Source organism: Arthrobacter sp. SRS-W-1-2016 (assembly GCF_002009585.1).
GTDB lineage: Bacteria > Actinomycetota > Actinomycetes > Actinomycetales > Micrococcaceae > Arthrobacter > Arthrobacter bambusae_A.
The window spans coordinates 1-23,429 of record NZ_MTPV01000076.1 but is presented as its reverse complement, the minus strand read 5'-3'; the positions used below and the strand labels follow the sequence as shown (position 1 = coordinate 23,429).

The following is a 23,429-nucleotide window of genomic DNA, read 5'->3' as shown; positions in this document are numbered from 1 at the left end:
GCTCCGAACACCACCTGCGCGGGTGGCGGAATGGCAGACGCGCTAGCTTGAGGTGCTAGTCCTCGAAAGGGGGTGGGGGTTCAAGTCCCCCTCCGCGCACAAGGAAAAACCCCTAGAATACAAGGATTCTAGGGGTTTTTTCTGTTTTCGACCACGCGAACTCCTGTTTCGCCCACGCGGGTGCCGAAAAGCGACACCCGCCGGCTCGAGCCCCGCATAGTGATTTTTGTGGCTTACATCGAAGATAGAAAACGCAAGGACGGAACCGTCACCCACTACGTGAGGTGGACCGATCCGGACTCCAAACAGCGCATGGCGCAGAAGATGCCCTCCAAGGACAGCGCTAAGTTGCTGCTCACCGTCCTCAAGGCGCACGGCAACAACATCGACTCCGCACTTGAGAGCGTCAGGGCTCACTATCGGGGTGTCTACACAGTGTCCCGAATGATTGAGGACCACATCTCGTTGCTTACCCACAGTGGGTATACGATCCGACGGTACCGCGGAATGCTTCGCTGCCACATTGCTGACGGAATCGGCACGATGGACGCCACCAAAGTCGAGTACAGAGACGTGGTTGCGTGGGTGAAAGACATGCAACTCAAGGGCTTGGCGCCAAAGACGATCAAGAACGTCCACGGCCTGATTTCAGCGTCGTTCAAAACCATGGTCAGAGAGAAGCACCGCTCAGACAACCCCTGTGAGGGGATGTCCTTGCCGAAGAGTTTGGCGACGGAGGAATCAGCTACCTTCCTGACCCGCGACGAGTGGACAAGGATCCGAGCGGAGCTCTGTGAGCCGTACGAGTCGTTCTTCACTTTCCTGGTCCACACCGGCATGCGGTACTCGGAAGCGACAGCTTTGGAGGAACGGGACTTCCAGACAACCGCTAGCGGGCAGCACATCGTGAAGGTGGTCCGTGCGTGGACGAGGGACGAGGACAACGCACCGGTCATCGGACCCCCAAAGACGAAGAAGTCGAAGAGAACCATCGCGCTGACCGACAGCGTGTTCGAAAGCCTTCAGCCGCTGCTCCGCAAGGCCGCTTCGAGGGACACCTTCGTTTTCGTCAACACGGCGGGCACACCTCTGCCGCACAATCGCGCGTGGGACGCTTGGGATCTGGCCATCAGCAAGGCGCAGGCCAAGGGGCTCAAAAAGAAGCGCGTCCGCATACACGACTTGCGGCATACCAATGCTTCCTGGCTGCTGCAGGCTGGACTCGGGATTTACCAGCTGCAGGCCCACTTGGGCCATGAATCCATCACAACCACCTTGGATCGCTACTCTCACCTCATGCCGGAAGCACTTCGCGACACGACTGCTGCAATGGAGAGAGCGTATGGAGCAAACGAGTAGCTAAGCCAGTCCCCGTCGTGGCTTCGCGTGGAGCCTGTCCGGGGCAAATCCTGGCCAACGCACCCCCCCTTCTGAGCGTGGATTTGGCGGGCCACCAATCCCGACTGTCGGTCCGTCAGTCAAAGGAGCGACACGACTTCACTTCGTATCAATGGGTTCCGGGTTCGAGTCCCGGGGGGGGTGCACCAACAAAAACCCAGTCTTTACTGGCCTAGCGGCTAGCAGAGGCGGGGTTTTGTTTGCGCCTATGTCGCCGAAGTGTCACTTTGGAGGTCACTTTGGTCCGGCGACCCCATCGACGTAACCCGCAGCCGGGCCAACAAGGCCTGCGTGCAAAAGTCTCTGGTTCATCGTGGCGACCCACCTATCCACCCCGAGTCGACGAAAGAAAGAGACGTGGAGTCTGCTTCGGTCCACTACCGCAGCGGACCCGCCGGCCGGAGCCGCTTCATCCTGGAACCGCGGTATTAACCCGCACCCCCATCAGCATCTGCCCCTGAAGACCAGAAAAATGGTCAGAGGCCACGGCTACACTCGCCCCATGAGACGGGAGCTCCGCAACGATGAAAAGGGTCGGTATCTGGTGACCACCGCTACGGGGAGCCGGTACGAGCTCGACCTGACCGCCAGAACCGTGAAGCGGCAGATGGCTGCCACGCCGCCGATCGTCGATTTCCTGGACGCTGGCTTTTCGCAGTTGCGCCGCGACGGAGAAACCGTAGAGCTGCTCATGCTCGAGTCTTGCGCCGTCGGCGCGTCGGCCCGCTACTGGCTGCAGATCCGCAACGATCACATACCGTCTGTCAGAATGACGTCGCCGGTCGTGCGAATTGAACCCCTGCTGAAGCCTGAAGCATGACGGAGGAAACCCGCTCGCTGCCCATCGCCGTTTTCGGGGATTGGCACCGCCACCTGGGGATGGGTCTAGCTGCAATCCGAGCCGCTGCGGACGCGGGCGTTACCACACTCATTCATGTCGGAGACTTCGGGGTCGATTGGCCAGGGGCGGAACGCGGACGGTACGAAAAAAGGCTGAACGCGCTCCTACTGGAACGCGGAATGACGCTTTTGGTCTCCCCTGGAAACCATGACAACCTCTCCTCGATAAATTTGCTCGAAGTTCAGGAGGATGGCCTCATATCCTGGCGCAGCAATATCAAGGTGCTGCCCAAGGGCGGTCGGACCGTCATTGACGGTCTTCGGGTGGGTGGATTGGGCGGGGCGTTTTCGGTGGACAAAGCCAGACGCCGGGAGGGCAGGGATTGGTGGGCCAATGAAGAGCCCACCGTCGCACAGGCCGAGCGGCTGATCGCTGGCGGTGATCTGGATGTGCTCATCACTCACGATGTCCCTGCAGGTGTGCCGATGAAGCCCGGTCTGGACCTGTCCCCTGAGATCGTCGCCCAAGCCGACCGCACCCGGATCCTTCTGCGCGAAACGGTGGACCGGCTCTATCCGCGCCACGTCTTCTGTGGGCACTGGCATCAGCGGGTCATTTCTGAAATAGAGCATCCCGACGGGCGCGTAACACGTGTCGATGTGCTGGCCAGTGAGCAGTCCAAGGCGGGCAACGGCGTACTCGTGTACCCGGGCGAACCACCGCTGCGCATCGAGCCACTTCTCATCCGCGGCATATAGTCAGCATCTTCCACCCCAGCCGTCACTATCGTCGGTGCACGACAGTAGGCTCGGGCCATCACTTAGTCCTGGCCGCTTCTTAGTGCAGTGCTCATGCTGTAGACGCGTTACCCACGCCGTGCAGATCTTGGTGACCCCTTCGGGGGTGGTGCAACCATGGCGTGTACCCGTTACGGCTCACCAGCATAGCAATATGTTCACATCTGCTGAGGCAATTAGAAACCCGCTCCCTTTGGGCGCCAGTGTTGCATTACCATGAAGGGTTTTGCCACCGATGATCTGACTCGGCGCGCATTTACAATCGGGAGTACGGCGAATGTGTGTTTGCTAGGAAGCAGTCACTCGTAAATGTTGACGGATGGGACAACAACTTTGGAGTGCAGCTGGCTTCGGCTCGGCGTTACTCGTTGACGTCGCCGACGTGAATCCGGTGGCAATCCGAGCAAGGGGTTGACTCAATAGGCCACCAATGTGGCCGAGGCAACGACTTCGAGCCCACCCAGCGCATCGCCGGAAGTTCAGACAAGAGGCCGATTCTGCTGACTTGTAAAGGGCGTCTCCGTCTGGACCATCTGCATCCTCCAGCTCAGGAAATCCCCGCCTCGTAGACTTGCCCCTGACGGAGTTTGTCCCGGGCACGCGAACCCTTGACGCATGAAACCTGTCGGCGAGCCACAATATGGACTGCCAACGACGTGACAGCCACATTCAGGTTGAGGATGGTGCTCGCCTACTCCGACCATGTCTTGATTGAGACCGAAGTCAGCAACGATTTGATCTGTCTGTATTCCTCCGAGTGGACAAAGGCGCGGGCCTCCTGATCCGTAGCAAATCCATGCTGCGAATAGAGACCTACGAAGACGCCATTTGTGGCACTTAACAGGGTCCCGCCGATGCCTGTCTCTCCTTTTGCGGGGAGATCGGCTCGTACTGCGGAAAGAAGTAGATCGACGCCATAGTTCATGCCCGTGGGCAGTCCCCAGCTCGTGCCGTTGCTGTAGAGCACGGCAACAAACGCGGTGTGGATGCCGGGTCCGGACGGAGTAATGCCGGGGATGGTGACCGGCGTGTTCTCCAGGTACTCAACAGGACCGGCGCCGGCGGCCCCTTCTCTGTCAGACCGGAAGTCGAACGTAACCTCTTCCTTACCCTGAGGGTTGAAAAAGGTCAATGAGTTGTCTGTTGTGCGCCCAAAACGCACCAATGACGGTGTCCAGCCGTGAGGGTATCGCACGCTGATTGACGCGCGCAGAGGGGAGAGCGTGGGTGTCCCTGGCTGGAACAAATATCCTGTGTGGAAGGTTCCGGTGTAGAGCTCCGTCGTCGATGAAAGATATTCTTTGAGCGCTTGATCGCTCGGTTGGAATACGAACTGCCTGGCGATGGGGTCCAAGAGCAGATCGGTGAGCGCGTCGGCGACCGGTGCCAGCACCTGGACTGTTGCGTAGATCTGTGCGCCAGCCAAGATGCTTTTTGAAACCAGATGAGCTGTCTTCTCGATCTGCGTGATGGTTGATGCCGGGTTTCTAGTTGCCCAGTACTTAGCGGCTTCCTGTGCTATGGAATCGCTGTGGCCCGATAGACATCCGGCGAGTGTGTTCATCAACCCCGGGAGTTTGTCGACGACGGACTTCTTGGAGGTAACAGTGAGCGTCAGATCTCCCCCGGCTGCGTAGACATCAGATTCGCACTGGGTCACCGCCATCATCGTCGTTATGAGGGAGAGCGCCGGAACTCCGGTATCCGATACCTGATCGTAGAGAAGCCCGGCAAGGACGTCCGGAACTGTCGTGTCGACCTCGATGAGCGGTGTGGTTTTGTTCGAGTGCCAAAAGTCGAGCACGTCCGACTTGTTGAAGCGGAACGAGTACTCGCCGGTTGGCTGGATGAAATAGGTGTTCGGAGTAGGAGCCAACGATTCCGGTCCGCTGAGTGCCATGGTCGCCCAGGTTTCAGGGGTAAGCCCCTGCCATAGGTCGCTTTCCGACCAGACAGGCTTGATGGCGGTCGTGATGGAAGCTGCTGCGCCACGATTCAGCCTGAGTTTGATTTCAAGGTCGTCCGGGTTGGCCGGGTCTGATGTAGCGCACCAGAGTACGGGCCCGTTGATGTTGTCATAGAACTGCGGGGCATTCTTGTCGTCCCAGGTTGGCGGTGGATTCTTGCAATCGGGCGGGGTAGTCCGAGCGCCGACCAGTTGTCCGATGGTGTTGCTCACGATGTCGAACAGCCCGTAGGTGGAGAAATGCGCGAGCTTGGCGCTGACAGTTTTTCGGTCCGAGGACAGATCGGTGGCCATGGGAACCCAATCAAGGTTCCGGGCGTCCCAATTGGCGATGAACGCGGATTTCTCATTCGGCACGGGTTGGTCAAGTGTGAACGTGAGCGCCGCCCCGGACGACGGGAAAGTGCCGGTACTCATTTCGAGATCCACGACCTCATGCAGTGACGATTTAGGCGGGGCGGCGGCCTGCATGTCCGGAGTTTCGGGGTGGTTCGTCGCCGTAGCCGAAAGCCCGGAACCTCCAGGAAAGCTCACCTTAGCCTCGGAGTGGGTTGCTGCCGTTCCGGTGCTTACAGGTTTTTCCGTAGGAGATGCGGTGCATGCTGTTAGCACTGACATTGTGCCCACCATGATCAGGCACATGCAGCGTATAAGCCGGCTGCCAAGGGCCACGCTGTCCGCCGGGGATGGATCGTCCCTTCGTGGCTCGGACGGACTGCCGTTCATGAGCACTGGCGTACGGACTGGTCCGGGGGCGTCGTGTTGTCCAAGACCTTGACATAGGCATCGGAGTACCTTGAGGCAGCCACGCATGCCTGCCCCAGGGTATCGAATGGTCCCCCATACACCGCGTAGATCATCGTTCCCGTCGCGGACACGCGGTTGAAGGAGGTGCAACTGCCAAGCGTTAGAAGGTATTTGGATCCTGGGTGACTTACCAAGTTCGCCTGGACGTCCGCAGCGTAACTGTCAGGGGCCAAGGACGAGTGATAAATCACGATGAACTTGCCCGCGCAGTCAACCGGTCGTAAGGGCGATGTGAGGCCAAGATCGCCGGGGTGAACTACCGGGGCGGGCGAGGTGGGCTGAACGACCGGGGGTGTAGCCGTTACTGCCGGCGGCACCGCAACCTCAACCGGGGCCTGCTGGGCGGGGATTGTCTGCGAAAGCGGAGGTTCCACAGACTGGGCGGCTGGGACTCCCGCCTGGACCGCGGTTTGCGGCGGAGTCTTCCCCGCGCCTGAGACGCCTATGACGAGGAAAAGTATGATGAGCGCCACCGCGGCTACGCCCGCAACTAAGGCGAAACTCCGCCGGCTCATCCCGGAAATACTGAGGGCCGGCCTTGGAGCTGGTTGCGACGCTGGCCTTAGTCCATTGGCATAGTCGAAGTAATCATCGACCTTTTTGGATTCAAGCTTCGGCTCACCGGAGTCGTAACGTTCTCGACCGACTCGTTCAATGAGCGCCTGCCGTCGGGCTTGAAAAAACGGAAGAGTCGAATCGTCTTGGTGGACTGGCGGCACGGACGCATAGCCCGGCGGCGCGTCGGTGACAGCCTTCGGTGAAGGGCCGTAGGCATTCGTGAATGGCTGACTGTCAGTGCAACAGAAGACGAAAATCACGATGTCACCCACGAGTGGCAGAGCCCTGATAAGCAGCCATGAGCCCGGTTTTCCAATGTCATGGAGACGGCGGACGGTTACCGTCCAAAGCGGCATGATGCACGCCAACAGGAAGAGTAAGAACAGGAAGCTGATGACGTCCCAAGTAAGAAGGCGGTACAAAACGCCCCAGGCTAGGAGTGCCAGGACGTAGGCAAGGTTGGCCTTCCAGTATTCTGAGCGCCTGGCGCGGCCGGAAAAGGTTGCATATTTGGAAAGGCATGCTGAAACGGCCTCCAGAAGTGTCATTTTCTTCCCTCCAAAAGAAAAACGTCTTCTAAGATCGAGACCGTGCGCGCAACCCGACATCCCATAGAGCCGGCCCCAGCTGCGTCCCCCTATTCTGCTGCTGATGCGAGGAGATAGCCAGCGCTAATGCATTCGTGACGTGTCCGTACATCGTCCGCGCACCGGCCACTTCGTAGCTCCTGGGTGGCATTGCGCGCGCGGAAGCCCTCGTCGATTCCTTCGGCGAGGCATCCAGCCGATGCCGCTCCGCCTGAATGACCCACTGAAACAAGGGCGAATCCACCGCCGGTGGAGTGGGTTTATTGCCTTGCTTTCCAGTGCTGGCGCGGATTTTCTGACTCCAGCGGCCCCCACTCTAGCTTCCACCTGCGGACGCCTGCACCGTGGACACCAATATCTCGATGTCTCCTGGAATCTGGACGCCAAAACTGCCTTTTGGCGGGACCACGCCGAGGTCTGCCAGCATCTTGATCCTCTCGAGCTCGACCCTGTCGGCCTTGGTAAGGGAAACTGGTAGCGACATTCGGTGCCAGGCAAGTAACGCTGCCAGCCACAGCGCGAAGCCAGGTTCAGCGACCCCCCGACCCCACAGTCCAGCAGCAGCATTTGTCCGCCGATCGGAGGACAGCCGGAGCCTGGAAGCAGGGTTAGCATGGTGCATCCTATGGGGAACTGATGGTCTTGGGTTCAGATTTACGACAGTCTGCCGAACCTGGAGGAACAGTGAACCAAGCGCTTGGGTTTGTCATTGCCATCGTCCTGGTGGGCATTGCCGCCGGCGCGCTCCTTCGTACGGGCACCTCAAATAGGTTCAACGCTGCGGCAGCATCGGGTACCTGCAAAAGGGTGTTCAAGACCGAATACGAGCGAACCAGGGAAATATTTTCGGACACAGTCGAGTACCGGTCCGGTCTGCCGCCTGAAATTGCTATCGAGACGATTGATGCGTGGTTTTCCGCCGTGTCCAGTCGTGGAGGGTCACGCACCGACATCCGCCTTGTCGAACAGACCCCGAACTGCTTGAGGTACTCCCTGAACACCCGCATGTCTAGTTTTCTTGAGACCGCCGTCGCTGCAAGTCCCCAAGGATCCGGATCAATTGTGACCCTGGACGTCGTGCGTTGGCTCGAAAACGACGGCTTGGCTGTGGCCAAGGAAAATCTTGTTTGGTTCCGCGAGGACATCGAACTAGCGCTGCGGGCGGCTGCCCCTCACCTTCAGGTGCTGGTGTGCCACGACGACTCATTGACAATTCCGAGAAGACACGATCCCGAAAAAGGTGATCGACGATATGAATAGGAGAAACATCGTGGGACTGAAAAATATTGTGCTTGGAGCAGTAACGGTCGCTTTGACGGCCATATCCCTGACAGCATGCTCCGGGAACCAAGGAGCAAACACGAAGTGCTCGGACTTTACAAAAATGTCCTCAGATGACCAGACAAAGGTGATCCAACAGATCCTCAAGGACAAAGGCCAAACTGAATCCGTCCTCAAGGTAGGCGCCTACAAGATCTCCGCCAAGGCGTACTGCGCCCTGAATGGTGCCGATTCCACGCTCGTCGGCCTGGCTGGTTGATTCCCAGGGAATAGTCATCAAATGGTTACCGGTGCGGCCCGCCTCATCACCTCAATTGTGTTGGACATGACCGAAACTGTCATGCGTAATGATCTGCAAACTGGATCTCCTGCTTTTCGACGAATCTAAACTGTGCAGTCAGGAGGGTATGCCTCCACAAGAAGGTCAGGTTTGGGGGGACGAAAATGGGGACACAGCCTTGCCGGCCGAGTTACCGCGGACGTGCGCATGCGGGAGATCCGGAGGGGAAGCTTCCGGTCTTGCTTGGCGTGGTCGATGATCATGAAGCGATACGCGTCGGTGTCGCCGGGTACGCGGTGCAGGAATCTCACGTGGCCGAGCAACCCATCCGGGTCACCAAGGTTGCGGCGACAGTGGACGCGCTCATTGGGGCAGGACACGGGGTTTGCCAGATCGTGGCTCTCGACCTGTCTTTGGCCGACGGGTCCAACCCGGGGATAAATGTCTACCGTCTTCGGCAGCACGGTTGTGCGGTGGTGATCTACTCCCTTGCTGATGACCCGGCAACACTGCGGGATGCCATGGCGGCGGGTGCAGTCGGATACATCCGGAAAGGTGAGCCATTGGCCAAACTCATGGCGATGGTACGGGACGTCCATGCCGGGAGGCCGGTCATCTGCCGCGAATTTGCTGCGGTCGTTGAAAACGATCGTGAATTCGCCCGCAATTCGCTCACGGAGAAAGAACGGGAGGCCGTCGGTCTCTATGCTTCGGGGTTGAGCCTCGAAGCGACCGCCGCCCGTATGGGTTGCAACGCCTCCACCGCGAAGACGTTTGTTGACCGCGCAAAAGCCAAATACCAAGGGCAGAACCGTCCGGCAAGCCAAAAAGTCCATCTCTACAAGAATGCGATCGAGGACGGCATCCTCCCGCCAGTGATTCCGGGGTCCAAGTAGTGGCCGCGGCCGCACGGGTCGTCACGAACCGCGCCGCCGCAGAGACAGTCATTGCCCGGTCAATCTCCGTGTTTGCCCTCGCCATGGGCATCCGTGGATTCGGGGACATTGTCGCCGAACTGCCGCGCACGGCGCCCTGGTGGGTCATTGTTTTCGGCGGCGGAGTCGCGGTATCTCTGGCAGTAATTATTGGTGCCGCGATCCGGGGGGTGTTGGCTCGTCGAACAATGGGGGCATTTGCGGCTCTCGTTGCGGCCGGCTTGATTCTCTGGCCACTCGGCCATCCCGGACCTGAAAGCGGACCTCCATGGCTTTGGCATGTGCTGATGCTGAGTACCTCATGCGTCGCAGGGGCTGCCGGGACATGGAGCGCGACGGCGTACGCGATCGCAACCGCCATTGTGTTTGCCCTCATACGTGCTACACCTGTTGGTGGTGCTTCAGGGATGGACCTTGCTATCCAAGACGCAGCCTACGCGGGGATTGCCGGCGTCGCGGTGTCTGTCGCAATTCAAGCAATGCGTCTGGGTGCACAGCAGTCGGACAAGGCCGAGGAAGAAGCCATCAATGCCTACCAGGAGTCGGCATCGGCGCGGGCAGACCTCGCGGAAAGACACCGACTCGGCGCCCTTCTCCATGACACCGTGATGACGGCGCTCGTGTCAGTTGCGAGGACAAGCGCTGCGGCTGGCTTGGCCGAGAAGAAGGCGGCGTCTGCAGCGGCAGTCGAAGGTCTGCGTCAACTCGAATATTACGGATCCGGTCAGCTTGCCGAAGGTCCGGTTCAGGCATCGGAACTTCCCTCCAGGTTGCAGGCGATCTCAGAGAACATTGCTTTCCTTCCGGTCGACATTTATTCCCACCTTCCGGTTGACACCAAGGTCATGGTGCCAGGCATTGTCGCGTCGGCGTTACTTGAAGCCACTTACACAGCCCTCGACAATGCGAGCCGCCACTCCGGGGCAGATTCCGTCGCCATCACCGTGTCTCTACCGGAAGCAAGGGACCGCCTTTCGATCGAAGTTTCGGACAACGGTCGCGGCTTCGACCCCGGCGCAGTGAGCCAGAGACGGCTCGGTATCCGACTCTCCATCATCCAGCGGATGTCCGACGTGGGTGGCTCGGCGTCGGTTACTTCCGCCCCTGGCCGGGGAACCCGGATCATCCTTGAGTGCGGGATAACCCGTGACTAGGGCAATACCGACCGCACTACTCGTGATTCTGGCTGCAGCGTTCGCAGGGTTGCAGGTTGCGTTGGGCCTTTCCGCCCTTGCCGCGAGCACGCTCCCGGCGTTGAGCGTCGTCGCGATGGTCGTATATGGGGGCATGATGGTTCTGTCACTCCTACCCGGCCCCAGACAGCTCCCAGCCGTCGTCGCGTGGATTCTCGTCGCCGGGGCGATGATCGTGACCTTGCTTGTTCAACCCGGACTGCCGACAACCGGTTGGCCCGGTTACGCGGACTGGCACCCTGGAGCCTTGCAGTGCCTCTTTATCGTGGTCGCACTGCGAGGCAGGCCCGCTCAGGCCATTGTCGGAATCGTTGGCTTCGCGGCTCTGACCGTGGTGTGGTCTCTCAACACCCTGGACGGCATACACGAAGGATTCAACCTGGTCATCCTCCCGTTGCTCTGCGCAGCGACGGCGACGGTCCTGGCGCGGTTCCTCGACCTTCATGAGCGGCAGGCGCACGCAAAGACACGTCAGGCGCTGCGGCTGCTGGACGAGGCGGCCAGAGCACGCGCAAGGGCAGTGCAAGCCTCAACGTGGGCAAGAGAAATCCAAGAACTGGCCGGGCCATCTCTCCGTCTCGCTGCGGCAACACCGGACCGCATTTTGCCTCAAGAGCGTGAAACGATGCTCCTAATCGAGGCACGAATCCGGGACACCATCCGCGGAGGCTACCTGGCGACCAGGACCATCCTCCAGCAAGCCGAAAAGGCCCGGTCTCTTGGGATCTCAGTGGACCTTCTCGACGACAGTGGCGGGGTCATACCCGCTCAGAAAATTGCCGAGGCGGAACAATGCATACAAAAGATCCTCGATGCTCTCTCAGGACCGGGAAAGCTAACGGTCCGTGCCCGTCCCACCGGATCGATCCCTGCAATTACGGTGGTTTTCTCTCCTCAAAATGAGGATGAGAGTTCAGCGTATATTGCGATCTGACCGCGCGCGGCCAGGGGACGTGAAGGCGTTCCGGCGATAGGAGCTTCACAACCCCGGCAACCATGTCCCCCGTTCGGCCCACACTGCTGACGCAGATTGTTTGTCGCGGCGGCCAAAGAATAAATCTGAATGGAGAATAGGGGCGTGCATGCGCGGAGCGCGCAGAAGGGGGACGTCGTTGGGAGATCCAGTGAGGCAGAGCTTCAGGGTGGCTGGGACAATAGGTATTGTCGCAGGACTGGTGACGACGGCGGCCTGCTCCTCACCGCGGTCGGTGCAGGCCTATTGCGCGGCGATGGAAAAGCACAAAGAGCTCTACCTCAGCGCGATGAACAGCGACCCAAACGGCAAGAACCCCCTCGGAAGTCTCCTGAATGCAGCCAGCGCCATCGGCGATCTGAAGAGCATGTGGAAAGACATGGCGGACGTTGCTCCGGATGAGATCCGCAGTGATACCGAATCCGTGCGAGATGCATGGGCCAAGCAGGAAGACGCAGCGGTTTCCGGGGATTGGAAGGCCTTGGTCGGTGGAGCAATCTTCAATGCAGGGCCGATGAGCCGTGTGGATGCCTACGTAAGGCAGCATTGCGACAAGCCCTCTTGATGAGCGTCCAACGGGAGTGAGCGATGTCTGCGTACTCCATAAGCAGCTTAGTTTTGTCAGTTCCGGGACCGGTGGATCCTATCTTCCGCCGGGTTTCCCCTAGTACGAGAGAAGGGGCGCGATGAGCCGACCGCTTGGCAGCCGATACATTATCAATGAGAGCCTGGGACGAGGCGCGATGGGGGAGGTGTTCGCCGCAGAAGACGTCGACGGGCGCGATCTCGCGGTAAAGGTCCTGCATGCAGATTTGGCCCAAGACCAAGCGGTCGTCTCACGGTTCATCCAAGAACGAGGAATCCTCGTCTCACTCGCCGATCCCCACCTCGTGAAGGTCGAAGACCTCGTCGTGGAAGGTGAGACCCTCGCCATCGTCATGGAACGCATCCATGGCCCCAATCTTGCCGCTCACCTCACAGGCCAAGGCACCCTTCCCCCCGCTGAGGTCTGCCGGCTTGGAGCGGGAATCGCAGCCGGACTCGCGGCCGTACACGAGGCAGGCGTCGTCCACCGAGACGTCAAGCCGGAGAACGTTCTACTTGACGCCTCTGGCTCCGAAATGTTGCCCAAAGTGACCGACTTCGGAGTCTCCGCACTGACGGATTCACAACGGACCCGCAGCACCATGCTCGTCGGAACGCCGGAATACATCGCCCCTGAACTGGCAAACGGAGGCGAGCCCACCCCGGCGGCGGACCTCTATTCACTTGGGATCATGCTGTACAAGCTCGCCTGCGGTGTCACACCCTTCGTTGGAGGGTCTCTAATCGCTGTGCTCAAGCGAGCCGCCGAACTGCCACCGGGACGGCCCGAAGGGATCCCTGACGAGCTGTGGGATCTCATCCATTGGTTACTGTCCAAGCGGCCCGAGCAGCGACCGGATTCGGCAAGCTCCCTCGCATTCCAGCTCGCGGCGTTGGCCCAGGCTCTGGACGGTACCCCTGCTGCGCCGCTCCTCACCGCGCCGCCCGCAGCCCCCGGACTCTCCGTGACCGAAACGCCTACCCAGTTCGCGGGGATAACCGCAGCCACAGTCGCCGAACCAAATACGAACAAGCCAGGAGAGGAGACCAACATCTCCGGCCCGGCGAGGAACCGCAAACCCCTGATAATCGGTGCAGCAGGGGTAGCAGTAGCATTGGTGCTCGCAGGAATCCTTACCGCAAACCTTTTCCGCCCAACCGCAACGAATGCCTCCTCAACGACCGCAACTTCTGCGGCAAATGACGTAGTGAGCCAGAGCGCGACAGCAAGTGTGACACCGACCTCCACGTGGACATCCACACCGTCAGCAACGGCGTCATCGTCGAGTTCCGCGACCGCAGCCCCGGGCACGGTGCCGAACATTGTTGGCAAGTCCCTTCCGGAAGCACAGCGGCTCCTGGGCACATCGACGCGTCTCCAGGTCACCGACAAATACGACCCGAGCTCACCCGACGGAACGGTGCTCACCCAAGACCCCCAGCCCGGTACGGACCTGTCCACCCTCGGCATCATGAAAGTGTCTGTCGCCCGGTCGGCGGTAACGAACTACCTTGCCGATCAACAATCCGTCAACGGAAGCATGTCTAAAGGTTCGGCAACCATTTCAGGGGTAGCGTACCCCCACTCAATCACCACCAATTTTTGCAACTGGGGGGACACTGCGGGTGGGTCGGTCGAATACAACCTCGGACGGAATTACCAAACCTTCGCAGCCACCGCTGGACTTGCGGACGACTCACACAGCAACGCTTCAACCGCCCTCCTTGAAATATTCGCGGACGGCCGGAAGGTCTACAGTCAGACCGTCTCCTACGGGCAAGCCTTCCCGATTAACGTCGATATGACGAATGTGCTTCGGCTCAAGATCCAGTACCAAGGGGCCACATGTGCAAAGGATGGGGAAGCCGAACTTGTCGTCGGTGACGCCCGGATCCTCGGCGCCCCCGGCGTGGTCCCGATGCCAACGAGCACCCAGTGAACGACTTGGACGGCACCCTCGAGGTGCGTTCTGGAATGCGCACATGGACCGTGCACGCCGGGACCATTGCAACCGTAGGCCGCGACGGCGACCTAGTCCTGGACGACCCAACCGTCTCACGGGTTCATGCCGCTATCTTTTTCGACGGTGGCTGGTGGGTTCGGGACGAGGGAAGCGCCGGCGGCCTATGGGCTGACGGCCAGAGGATCCACACTGTACGTCTGAGCGGTGAGAAGACCGTCCATCTGGGCGACCCTTTGCATGGAGCACCTTCACTCGTCCTCAGCCCATCACCCACCGGAACCGGTGCCATAACCCTGGTGACGACATCGCCATCGGAAAGACCCGGCCGCCCGCCGAGACGTGAAGTGGCCATCGGTCGTGCGGCAGAGAACGACGTCGCGCTTGATGACCTGCTGGTCTCACGCCGACACTGCGTGGTTACGTCGGACGAATCCCGACTACGGGTTCGCGATCTGGGGAGCCGGAACGGAACCTTCCTCGACGGAGAGCGCGTACAGGGTACAGTCGAATGTCCCGAAGGCGCCCTGCTCACCGTCGGAAACACCGATTTCCGCATCTCGGTGGACGGCACGTCCCCTGTAGTCGAACCCGCCGCGGACGGTCCTGGACTGCGTCTGGAGCGGGTTGCTTATCACGCCGGGACAGGGCGCAAAGCCCGGGCTCTCCTGAACGAAGTTGCGATCGAAGCCCCCCATGGCCGTTTCATGGCCGTAATCGGACCGACTGGGGCGGGGAAGTCCACCCTCATGTCAATCCTGACAGGTCAGAAGAGACCCAGCCAAGGGCGGGCCACGTTTGACGGAATGGACATCGCAGCCAATTTCGATGCCCTTCGGACCCGAATCGGATTTGTCCCCCAGGAAGACATAATCCACCGCACACTCCGGCTCGAGGACGCTCTGGATTTCGCCGCACAATTGCGGCTTCCACCCGATGTGACCGTGGAGGAGCGAGGTGAGCGGGTGAAGAGAGTCCTGGAAGATCTGGGGCTCAGCCAACAAGCTCGAACAACAATCGCACGCCTGTCCGGCGGGCAACGAAAGCGTGCTTCGGTAGCGCTCGAGCTCCTGACCGAACCGACAATGCTTATCCTTGATGAGCCGACCTCCGGCCTCGACCCGGATATGGACAGGCAGGTCATGGCCCTGCTGCGGCGAATTGCGGACTCCGGAGGGATTGTTGTCGTAGTTACTCACAGGCCCGAAAGCATTGACGTGTGCGACTACTTGCTTGTCCTCGCACGAGGAGGCACCCCCGCCTACACAGGCCGCCCCCAGGAGGCGCTGCACTACTTCGGAGTCACCATGTGGAGAGATGCCTTCGGCATGGCAGCCAACGAAGCTGACGAACTGCTCGAAAGATACCTTGCCCGCGAGGCGTCCCGGCCTGTCCCGCCAGCCAGCGGCCCGTTCAAGTCAAAGCGCGCCCCCTCGGTCAGCCCGCCGCTGAGACAGTACCGTGGGCTGATTGCGCGGCAATTACGGCTCATGACGGCCGACGTGGGGTACAGCACGTTTCTCGCTGCCCTGCCTGTGGTGCTCGGTTTTCTTGCCCTCATTGTCCCGGGAGACGCCGGTTTTGGAGTCCCCGGCCCGGCCAGAATCGGAGAGCCCAGCCAGCTACTTGTACTGCTCGTCGTCGGTGCAGCCGTGACGGGCATGGCGCTCACTGTCCGTGATCTCGTCGGAGAACGGGAGATTTTCCGTCGTGAGTCCGCGGCCGGACTACGCCCAGTGATCTACCTATTGGCCAAGCTCAGTGTTGCGGCGGCCCTGTGCTGCATCCAGTCCGCGGTAATGGTCACAATTCTCCTCATGTACAAACCCCAACCGGTTCACCACATCCTCAGCCCGATGCCTGGCGTCGACCTCTGGATCGCCGTGAGCTTGACCGCGATTGCCTCGGCTTCCCTTGGATTAGCGGCATCGGCCTGGGCGAAATCATCTGAGCAGGTGATGCCCATCCTGGCGGTGGGAATCATGGCGCAGCTCGTGCTGGCCGGAGGCTTGATCCCGGTCACGGGCCGCCAAGGCCTTGAGCAGCTATCGGCCTTGATGCCCGCGCGGTGGGGCTTCGCCTTGGGGGCTGAATCGATCAACCTGAGAACACTGGTGCCTAGCACCGAGAAGGACTGGCTCTGGGAGGCCGTGCCCGAGCGGGCGTGGCTCGCTATTGGAGCTCTTGTCGTCATCATCATCATTTGCAGCGCTATTGCCCTCATCCGTTTGACCAAATTACCGGACCCGGCCCGCTAGCAATTTTTTGGGCCGCACATTCACCCGCCCAAGCTGAGGCGCCCTTCAGCTCACGGGCGAAGTCCGCTGGGCGCCGCGTTCGACGGATGGCAACTCTCACAAGAAGGGTTGTTGGCGCCGAAGACGAACATCGGCGAATAAGGAAGGTCTCCTAGCGCCAGCCTTTGACGGCCTCCAACAATCGCCCGCCGGTGCTTCTGGGCAGCCCGCACCAGCACCTCCCGAGGGGTTCCATTCCGCAGCTGCCGGTAGCCAACGGTAATCATCAAAGCGGCCCGTCGTAGACTACACCGGCATGGCGTTCACCAGCTTGTGCCACCGATGGAACCACGGCTAACAGGCTAAACGTCCGTGACTCCCCCACGATAACTGTGAGTGTCCGAATGACCTTTCCGTTGACCCCTCTTTGGAGGACACGCAGGACGACCCGATTGTCAGTGCTCGCTGTCCCCGATGGTCGCGGTGTAGACCGTTCAGCGGACAATCTGTCCATTAACTTGCGATAAAGGGCCGGCGCACATTCGGGCTGCCATACCTTTGATCCGGAGCCCAAGCTCCCCCGCCGACGTGGCCGATTTTCACACGGCAACGCCGCACGGAATGAATGAACCTGTGTGGTTCAAAGCGTTTCCGGAAAACCCGGGTCCGGTCTCCGGAACTCGGCCTCCGGGAACGTGAAATATGCCCAATCCGTACTGAAAGGTTCGATCATGAGCGAAGAATCGGGATTGCTTACCGCAGCTCAGGAAGCCCCGGGTTCCCTGCCGAAGGGGCGACCTAGGTGGGTTCGCGCTTTGGTGGGCGCGAGCATTGTCGTGGTCTCCTGGCAGATCGTGTTCTATCTGATCTATCCGCTGATCCAGGCTTTCGGTTTTCAAGCCGCTTCAGTTATCAGCTACACGCTACTGGCTCTCAGGTTCCTTCTGGTTCTTGGCGGCTTCTTCCTGGCGGCCAAAAAGAAGATCCTGGTCCTTCCAGCCATCGTGCTCGTCGTACTGGGCCTGGCACTGACGAGCCTCGCCGCAGTGCCCGGCGTTCCGTTCTCCTACCTTCACGGCTACGCCTCGATCGGGCTGGCAGGGCCGGTAGCGATTTATGCCTGCATGGCCTTGTTCTATTTCACCTCATGGCTTGTGCTTCGAGGTCGACCCGTTCGAAGCTATGTCGCCATCGTGCCCGTCATTGGCGTCGCCATCGGCATGGCGCTGCTGGGCAACATGTCCAGCGGAATCACCTGGACACTTCCGGCGTATTCCGGGGCGGTTCTTGCCCTGACCTGCATCGGCTGTGCTTGGCTGGCTATGGCCTTGGATCCGCGGAGGAACGAAATCCCCGTAGAGCGTGAACCTTTGCGTCAGACCTACGAAGTTGTGCATCCGACGGTAACAACCCCTGGTCAGACGAACGGCATGGCGATCGCCTCGCTCATCGTAGTTTTCTTCAACAGCGTCATCGGACTGATCCTGGGGCATATTGCCCTGTCCCAGATCAAGAAGAACGGCCAGGCCGGGCACGGCCTTGCCCTGGCAGCTGTGATCATCGGCTGGATCACCACAGGGATTGCCGTCGTCGCCGTGGCCGCATATTTCATCATCCTGGGGACGAGCGCGGCCCGCTACAGGTGACTCTGGGATCTTGGGAGTCGGACCAGCGTCACAGTAGTAGATGTTGTCCGCCTTTCGGTGGACATACCTCACGCGACGGTTCCTCATCTCTTCGGTACGACCGGTCCGTCTGGATAGCATCCATCAGGATCATCGACCGGCCTGAAGGCGAACGATCCATAACTACGGAGCATCCGCTCTTTTGTATTGAAGGTTAGAGGCATCATGAACTTCTTCGTCACCATCTGCTACATCCTGAACGTCGCTCTGTTCGTCTACGCATTCACTAGGCCGAGTTCAGCGTGGCTGGCTGCCGACCGCAACAGGAGCTTCTGGCTGACCCTACTGGCAATCCTTGGCCTCATGGGGGTTCCCGGTCTTGGTGCTGACGTTGCTTTTCTGATCGGAGTACTCCCGCGGATGCTCACCGAGACGGGAGCGACGACCACCGAACGCGGATCGTCGGAAGATCCCAACGTCCGGCCCAATCCTTTCACCAAGAACTAAGGAGCTTCCCGTGGTCTACAGCCCCTTGAGCGTTACAGAGCCGGGCGAACCGAAGTCTTTCGCCTACCCGAGCCTGAGCGAGGATCTAAAACTCGTCTGGGACGAACTTGACGGCGACATAATTGGCCCCATCCATGCCTCAGCCGCGTCGGTGCACCTGTTCGATAGCAACCGCAAGCAATTCCGCAAGGTTGCCGCGGTGGAAGATGTCCGCATCGACTGCTACATCACTGAGTCGCGGTTCGCGATGATCTGCGAGAAGTACGACAAGGGCGGCGGCTGGATCGGAGGACGTGCCGCCGTGGTCCTGAACGCCGGAAGCAAGATCCTGGCAGCCAACCGGCGCCGGGGCAAGGCACTGACCGGGCACCTGCGCTACGCATGGCTGAGCCAGATCCTGTTCCAGCGCAAAGAAGGATTCCGTGGAATGGAGGCGCTGCGGCTCGTCTACAAATCGGAGGGCGCCAAGATGTACCTGCAGTTGACCCTCGACAAATCAACTGACAGCGCCGGCGTTGCCCACGAGCTGATGACGCGCACCGTGGCCTACCGCAAGGCCGACACCGACGAGTTTGAAAGCGAAGAAGCTGAAGCCTTCGAGCTCCTGCTGTCAAAGGGTCGTGTGATCCAAGAGAACGGCAAGATGGGCAAATACGAAATCCCGACGAGCTGGTCTGCAGGCGCTGGCGCACAGTTCGCCCCAGCCGCACCACCGTCAAAGACGGCACCCAACTAACCCCCCGAAACCAGCACCCAACCCTGAAGGTCTCACTGTGAACAACAAAACGATCATCACCGCGCTCGGCGTCATCCTTTTCCTCATCGCCGGATTCAAAATGTCAGTCCTCGGTTACTACCCCAGCGATCTGGCGTGGATCATTCCGCTGTACGTTGTCGGCCTGGTCGGAATCCTTGTCGGAAGAAAAATGCCCGCCAACAAGCGCTAACCCACGAGCTCCTAGCCACCCTTCATCGCACTCTGGAGGACAATCAATGAAAACCGCTCGCACCCCACGACGGCACCCGGCCCACCCAAGTCGCGGCCTCTCCTTGGTCATTCCCTTCCTGCTGGTCGCCGCAGCGCTGCTGTCCGGATGCTCAAACGCCGGTTCCACGACATGCGATCAGTACGCGGCACAGTCCTTCAGTCAGCGCCAAGACACTGAACAAGCCCTCCTAGCCGCCCACGGCCTCGACAAATATTCAATTGCCAACACGGTCGGAATCGTGAAGGCGCTCAGCAACTATTGCGGTGTCGGCGGTCTGGGCGGAGAACCGAAGGCCGGCAAAAACGGCGGGAGCCAACTTGACCAAGCCGTCGACTGGACCTCCACAAAGTGGTGAGGCAGGTCTAAACAGTCCGACGAACCAGAATTCCGCAGAAGCAAAGAAGGAGCCGTCTTGTCCAAGCCAGACCTCACTAACTCCATCAACCAGAACGTTCCGACGCGCCGTCGACGCCCGCGCTACGTTTTGGGCACCTTTTGGATGATCCTCGGCATCGCCTCGCTGGTCGCCGCGTTCACCGCTACAACAACAGGACACGAGCACGGCTTCTGGGCGGGCCCTCTCATGATCGCCTACTCCGTCTACCTCTATCGTGGGGGCCGCTGGGGATTCTTCATTTTCTGAGACCGGAATGCAATGTTGGCAGGTCGCGGAAGCTGCGGATGTCTCTTTGGCGCAGCCGACGATAGGTAATTCAAAGACGGGGACATACATGGGCCGAATTCCCCGGGAATCTAGCAAATTCTTTGACGGGTCCTGAATTAGTACACATGATGGGGGTCAACGTGAGCCAATCGCTTGTCACTGAAAAGGTAGGCTTTCCCGTTCGCGTTACGGAGGACCGGCAACAGCCGAATCCGATGTTCCTCGGGATGGCCGCTGCCGGAGTGGTCTTCTCACTCACCACGCTTTTCCTCCATGCAGGCATCACCGCCCTCGTCGGGAGCATCGGCGTTATTCTGGCTCTGAGCGGATGGATCCTCTACAGGCATCTGTTGCCGGCTGGCTGGATCGGCGCTCTCGTCATAATCGTGGCTCCGGGAGTCAACGGGCCGGTGGCTGTTCTTGACTGTCTGGCAATGACCGCAATAGCGTTCCTTCTTGCCGAGGGAATCGGTCAAAAGCCCGGCTTCGAAAAGGCTGGCCCACGGCGTTCGGCTTCTCGTCGACCCGACGCGAAGCCGATGGCAGGCCAGTCCGCAACCAGGGAAGTGCTCACCCAGGTCGGCGTCGACGAGTCAGGCACCCCGCTCTACGCCGCGCGCGCCGTCTCCGGGGTGGTCGCGGTCGATAAGACCAACGTCCTGGCCATACTTTCGCTTGTGTTTGGCATCGTGGGCGGCATAGTGGCGATTCCAATCGGCCATATTGCGCTGTCGCAAATCCGCCGTACGGGTGAAGGCGGCCGCGGAATGGCACTTGCCGGCCTGGCACTGGCATATAGCTGGGTAGCTCTCATTCTTGTCTACTTCGTTTTCGTAGCCTTCATGCTTTCCCAGATCAAGTAGTGCCCGAACAGCAGCATCACAGAACGGAATATCTATGCCGAAGAACATCATCCGATCCTCTACAGTCGCGCTGGCAATCGTGGCAATGGCCGCCATGACTGCAGGATGCGGACAGTCGCCGGAATCATCATCAGCTGTTACGCCGGCCGCCGCAGCGTCCTCGCCCTCTGCGACACCGACCGTACTCCCGGTCCCGGACGGCTGTCCTCCGGGGGATCAACTCGGCCAGGCTTGGGCAGGCAAGACAGACTTGCTGACTTCGATTGATGCGAAGCTCGTCGACTCTGAGCTCAAAACCCCGCTGCCCAAGAACGGGTGTGCCTACCTCTACGGGCCGCCCGGAACTGCAAGCAATTCCACCGACAAGTTCCAGCATGTCCTCGTCTGGTACTTCAACACCAACCGCCCAAGCAGGACAAGTACATCAGACATAACCGCCTGGGCTAAGGCTGCTGGAGGAACGCCTCTCACGGGGACCGACCCGGTGTCCAACAAGCCAACAACTGATACTACGGGCCACGATTTCGACCTTCCGGACACCTTCAGTAGCTGGTCGAAAAGCACCGTCGTACAGGTGGTCGGAGAGGGCACTAGCTTCGGCTTTGACCAGTCCGTCATTCCCGCATACACCCAGGGCAGCCAGTCGAAAATCTATTTCTCGGTGAATGCGGATAAGGCCCAGGCCATGCTGAAGGCCTCAGGAGCGGCCTCTACCGCGGGTGCCAGCGCCAGCGACCCTACGAAAGCACTATCGCAAGGGCTTACTGCCTCATTCTCCACAAGCCTAGGGGTCGCTGACGATCAGGGCTACACCGCCCAATTGAAGGTTCAGGGAAAACTCGAGCCCTTCACAAAGGACGTCACTGAAGCTCCTCCTGGTCAGCTCAATGCAGTCTCCAGTTCGACAGTCTCGGGCTCGATAACCAATACGACATCTGGCCGACAGACCAAAGCAACCGGGGCATCTGTCGTGGCCGTCTATCCCCTCGAATCCCCGGCCTGCACTAACTACAACGGCATCTCTGTCAAGGGCGACAGCTGGCAGAAATCATCGTTTTGCCAGATCGACCTCGGCTTCGTCGAAAGCACCATACTCTCGCCTGACGCGACCCAGACCCTGAAGGGAAGCACCGTACCCCAAAAGCTCGGGACCTTTCCCGAGTCCGGGCCTGCGATCTCACAGCTCAACTCACCTGCCTCCATCTATCTCTCCTTCGGAAGCAAAGGTCATGTCGTTGTCGGCGTGGACTGGCATGGAGACAAAGGCTGCATGGCTTCGCAAGGAACTGCGTCCGACAGCTGGTACGTGGCCATGGACGGGTGGCCTGATGTGATCTGCAAGTGACAGCTCGGACTCCGGGACGTTGATACACACCTAGATCGCGTCCACTTTCGCAACGCTTCCCATCGGCCAGCCCCGGGTAGGTCCGGGGTTGGCCTGCGAACGGATCGCGGCCGTCCCAGCTCCCCGGAAGTCCGCTAAACCCGGCCCGGACAAACAAGGAAACGCGGAACCACGGCGCAACCGATAGAAGCCACCATCCAGGAAGCCCTCGAGGGGAGTTGTTGCGGCCATCTGGCGACTCACAGTCCTGCTCGTCAGGTCCATTAGGTATTCACTGCCCGTGGCCATGGTGACAAGATGGGGGCCCGCGTCGTTGAGTAGTTCCTGCATCATCATGCGACCGTAGCCGGGGCCGGTGACAATTGCCGTGCTCTTCTCGTTCCCCGGTCGCGAACCCTTGGCAATACGTCATACTCTCCGTTCAGACGCGGAGCCAAAGCATCCATTGTGCTTTCTGAGCGGACCCTACCGTCCCACCAGGTTGACGGCATACGGTCAATCTTGCCCTTCGGTCGCGTCCGGTGATGTGGCATCGCCCTCAGAGGGCACGAGCGAGGCTGGAATACGGTCATCGGGCAATGAACCATTCGTAGAGTCCATCGGGCACCTTTTCCTGCATAGCCAAGCGGGCGCGCCTGGCCTCGTCCCAAGGCTGGCCTTTGTCGACACTGCGGGCGCGCCGAACCCAAGCGCTCGTCACAACAGAGCTGTACGGGTCGTCAGCACCTGTGTAGGTCCGGCGTCGATGCATGGCCCACCGTATCGCCGCGCAACCGTCCGAATACAGCTCCTCGGCCGTCAGGCCGCCGCGAATGGACGCGGTCAAGGTCTGGCGCGCGGTACTCCAGCTCTGGGCGCAGAGGTGGAGTACCAAAGCCGCAGACTTTGAAAGCGGGGAGTCCAATGCTGCCAGTCTTGAGTCGGAGCTGAGGTCGGGGTGGGTCGGTACGATCAGGTCTGTGTAAGCGGCAACTTTAAACTGACCGGAGTCGGAAAATCCGACTGACCGTTCGCGGCAGGGTTTTGACCCGTGGCGG

23 protein-coding genes and 1 tRNA gene are annotated in these 23,429 nt (G+C 60.0%); 20 read left to right on the top strand and 4 right to left on the bottom strand.

The features are described 5' to 3' along the window. Positions 1-16 precede the first annotated feature (16 nt). From BMF89_RS20505 to BMF89_RS20490, 4 genes are all read left to right on the top strand, one after another. Positions 17-99 (top strand) — tRNA-Leu (locus tag BMF89_RS20505). A gap of 129 nt (positions 100-228) precedes the next feature. Continuing rightward, the gene (locus BMF89_RS20500; RefSeq protein WP_078108888.1) at positions 229-1,359 is read left to right on the top strand and encodes a site-specific integrase; all 1,131 of its coding nucleotides are present in this window, start codon (positions 229-231) and stop codon (positions 1,357-1,359) included. 541 nt (positions 1,360-1,900) lie between these two features. Continuing rightward, positions 1,901-2,218: a hypothetical protein gene (locus tag BMF89_RS20495; protein WP_139359767.1), complete on the top strand. Its 318-nt coding sequence runs from the start codon at positions 1,901-1,903 to the stop codon at positions 2,216-2,218. Next, positions 2,215-2,997: a metallophosphoesterase gene (locus BMF89_RS20490; RefSeq protein WP_078108886.1), complete on the top strand. Its 783-nt coding sequence runs from the start codon at positions 2,215-2,217 to the stop codon at positions 2,995-2,997. Before BMF89_RS20495 ends, BMF89_RS20490 begins: the two co-directional genes overlap by 4 nt. Positions 2,998-3,727: 730 nt before the next feature. On the opposite strand, the gene BMF89_RS20485 is transcribed toward BMF89_RS20490, so the two are convergent. The 3 genes from BMF89_RS20485 to BMF89_RS22065 all read right to left on the bottom strand — a co-directional run bounded on the left by BMF89_RS20485 (position 3,728) and on the right by BMF89_RS22065 (position 7,438). Continuing rightward, a complete protein-coding gene (locus BMF89_RS20485; RefSeq protein ID WP_139359766.1) occupies positions 3,728-5,473 on the bottom strand; it encodes a hypothetical protein in 1,746 nt (581 codons plus the stop codon). 251 nt (positions 5,474-5,724) lie between these two features. Next, on the bottom strand, positions 5,725-6,915 hold the full coding sequence (locus BMF89_RS20480; RefSeq protein WP_078108884.1) for a DUF805 domain-containing protein: 1,191 nt from the start codon (positions 6,913-6,915) through the stop codon (positions 5,725-5,727). Between the two features lie 355 nt (positions 6,916-7,270). Beyond that, positions 7,271-7,438 (bottom strand): hypothetical protein, encoded by a 168-nt coding sequence (locus BMF89_RS22065; RefSeq protein WP_171983577.1) that lies wholly within the window; start codon positions 7,436-7,438, stop codon positions 7,271-7,273. A 200-nt stretch (positions 7,439-7,638) separates the two neighbouring features. Between BMF89_RS22065 and BMF89_RS20475 the strand changes: the two genes are divergently transcribed. The 16 genes from BMF89_RS20475 to BMF89_RS20410 all read left to right on the top strand — a co-directional run bounded on the left by BMF89_RS20475 (position 7,639) and on the right by BMF89_RS20410 (position 22,392). Further along, positions 7,639-8,214 carry a hypothetical protein gene (locus BMF89_RS20475; protein WP_078108883.1) on the top strand — a complete coding sequence of 192 codons (576 nt, stop codon included), beginning with the start codon at positions 7,639-7,641 and terminating at the stop codon, positions 8,212-8,214. Between the two features lie 124 nt (positions 8,215-8,338). Next, a complete protein-coding gene (locus tag BMF89_RS22060; RefSeq protein WP_171983576.1) occupies positions 8,339-8,494 on the top strand; it encodes a hypothetical protein in 156 nt (51 codons plus the stop codon). Between the two features lie 269 nt (positions 8,495-8,763). Further along, positions 8,764-9,411, top strand: coding sequence for a sigma factor-like helix-turn-helix DNA-binding protein (locus BMF89_RS20470; protein ID WP_253190926.1), 648 nt, complete (start codon positions 8,764-8,766; stop codon positions 9,409-9,411). Continuing rightward, complete coding sequence (locus BMF89_RS20465; protein ID WP_078108881.1) at positions 9,411-10,604, top strand: ATP-binding protein; 1,194 nt, start codon at positions 9,411-9,413, stop codon at positions 10,602-10,604. Before BMF89_RS20470 ends, BMF89_RS20465 begins: the two co-directional genes overlap by 1 nt. After that, the gene (locus BMF89_RS20460; protein ID WP_078108880.1) at positions 10,597-11,577 is read left to right on the top strand and encodes a hypothetical protein; all 981 of its coding nucleotides are present in this window, start codon (positions 10,597-10,599) and stop codon (positions 11,575-11,577) included. The genes BMF89_RS20465 and BMF89_RS20460 overlap by 8 nt, the downstream gene beginning before the upstream one ends. Before the next feature lie 190 nt (positions 11,578-11,767). Then, positions 11,768-12,181: a hypothetical protein gene (locus BMF89_RS20455; RefSeq protein ID WP_139359765.1), complete on the top strand. Its 414-nt coding sequence runs from the start codon at positions 11,768-11,770 to the stop codon at positions 12,179-12,181. A 121-nt stretch (positions 12,182-12,302) separates the two neighbouring features. Continuing rightward, on the top strand, positions 12,303-14,141 hold the full coding sequence (locus tag BMF89_RS20450) for a protein kinase (RefSeq protein ID WP_078108878.1): 1,839 nt from the start codon (positions 12,303-12,305) through the stop codon (positions 14,139-14,141). A gap of 35 nt (positions 14,142-14,176) precedes the next feature. Further along, positions 14,177-16,420 (top strand): FHA domain-containing protein, encoded by a 2,244-nt coding sequence (locus BMF89_RS20445; RefSeq protein WP_366215032.1) that lies wholly within the window; start codon positions 14,177-14,179, stop codon positions 16,418-16,420. Between the two features lie 710 nt (positions 16,421-17,130). Continuing rightward, positions 17,131-18,045, top strand: a complete 915-nt coding sequence (locus BMF89_RS20440; RefSeq protein ID WP_139359764.1) for a DUF4190 domain-containing protein — start codon at positions 17,131-17,133, stop codon at positions 18,043-18,045. A gap of 204 nt (positions 18,046-18,249) precedes the next feature. Beyond that, positions 18,250-18,531, top strand: coding sequence for a hypothetical protein (locus BMF89_RS20435; protein ID WP_078108875.1), 282 nt, complete (start codon positions 18,250-18,252; stop codon positions 18,529-18,531). Positions 18,532-18,541: 10 nt separating this feature from the next. Next, positions 18,542-19,267 carry a hypothetical protein gene (locus BMF89_RS20430; protein WP_078108874.1) on the top strand — a complete coding sequence of 242 codons (726 nt, stop codon included), beginning with the start codon at positions 18,542-18,544 and terminating at the stop codon, positions 19,265-19,267. Between the two features lie 37 nt (positions 19,268-19,304). Then, a complete protein-coding gene (locus tag BMF89_RS22055; RefSeq protein WP_171983574.1) occupies positions 19,305-19,478 on the top strand; it encodes a hypothetical protein in 174 nt (57 codons plus the stop codon). Positions 19,479-19,524: 46 nt separating this feature from the next. Then, complete coding sequence (locus tag BMF89_RS20425; RefSeq protein WP_139359763.1) at positions 19,525-19,875, top strand: hypothetical protein; 351 nt, start codon at positions 19,525-19,527, stop codon at positions 19,873-19,875. Positions 19,876-19,932: 57 nt separating this feature from the next. After that, a complete protein-coding gene (locus BMF89_RS20420; RefSeq protein WP_078108872.1) occupies positions 19,933-20,163 on the top strand; it encodes a hypothetical protein in 231 nt (76 codons plus the stop codon). 161 nt (positions 20,164-20,324) lie between these two features. Beyond that, positions 20,325-21,047: a DUF4190 domain-containing protein gene (locus BMF89_RS22220; RefSeq protein WP_216353863.1), complete on the top strand. Its 723-nt coding sequence runs from the start codon at positions 20,325-20,327 to the stop codon at positions 21,045-21,047. A 34-nt stretch (positions 21,048-21,081) separates the two neighbouring features. Next, complete coding sequence (locus BMF89_RS20410) at positions 21,082-22,392, top strand: hypothetical protein (RefSeq protein WP_078108871.1); 1,311 nt, start codon at positions 21,082-21,084, stop codon at positions 22,390-22,392. A 568-nt stretch (positions 22,393-22,960) separates the two neighbouring features. On the opposite strand, the gene BMF89_RS20400 is transcribed toward BMF89_RS20410, so the two are convergent. Further along, the gene (locus BMF89_RS20400) at positions 22,961-23,296 is read right to left on the bottom strand and encodes a hypothetical protein (RefSeq protein ID WP_139359762.1); all 336 of its coding nucleotides are present in this window, start codon (positions 23,294-23,296) and stop codon (positions 22,961-22,963) included. Positions 23,297-23,429: the final 133 nt, after the last annotated feature.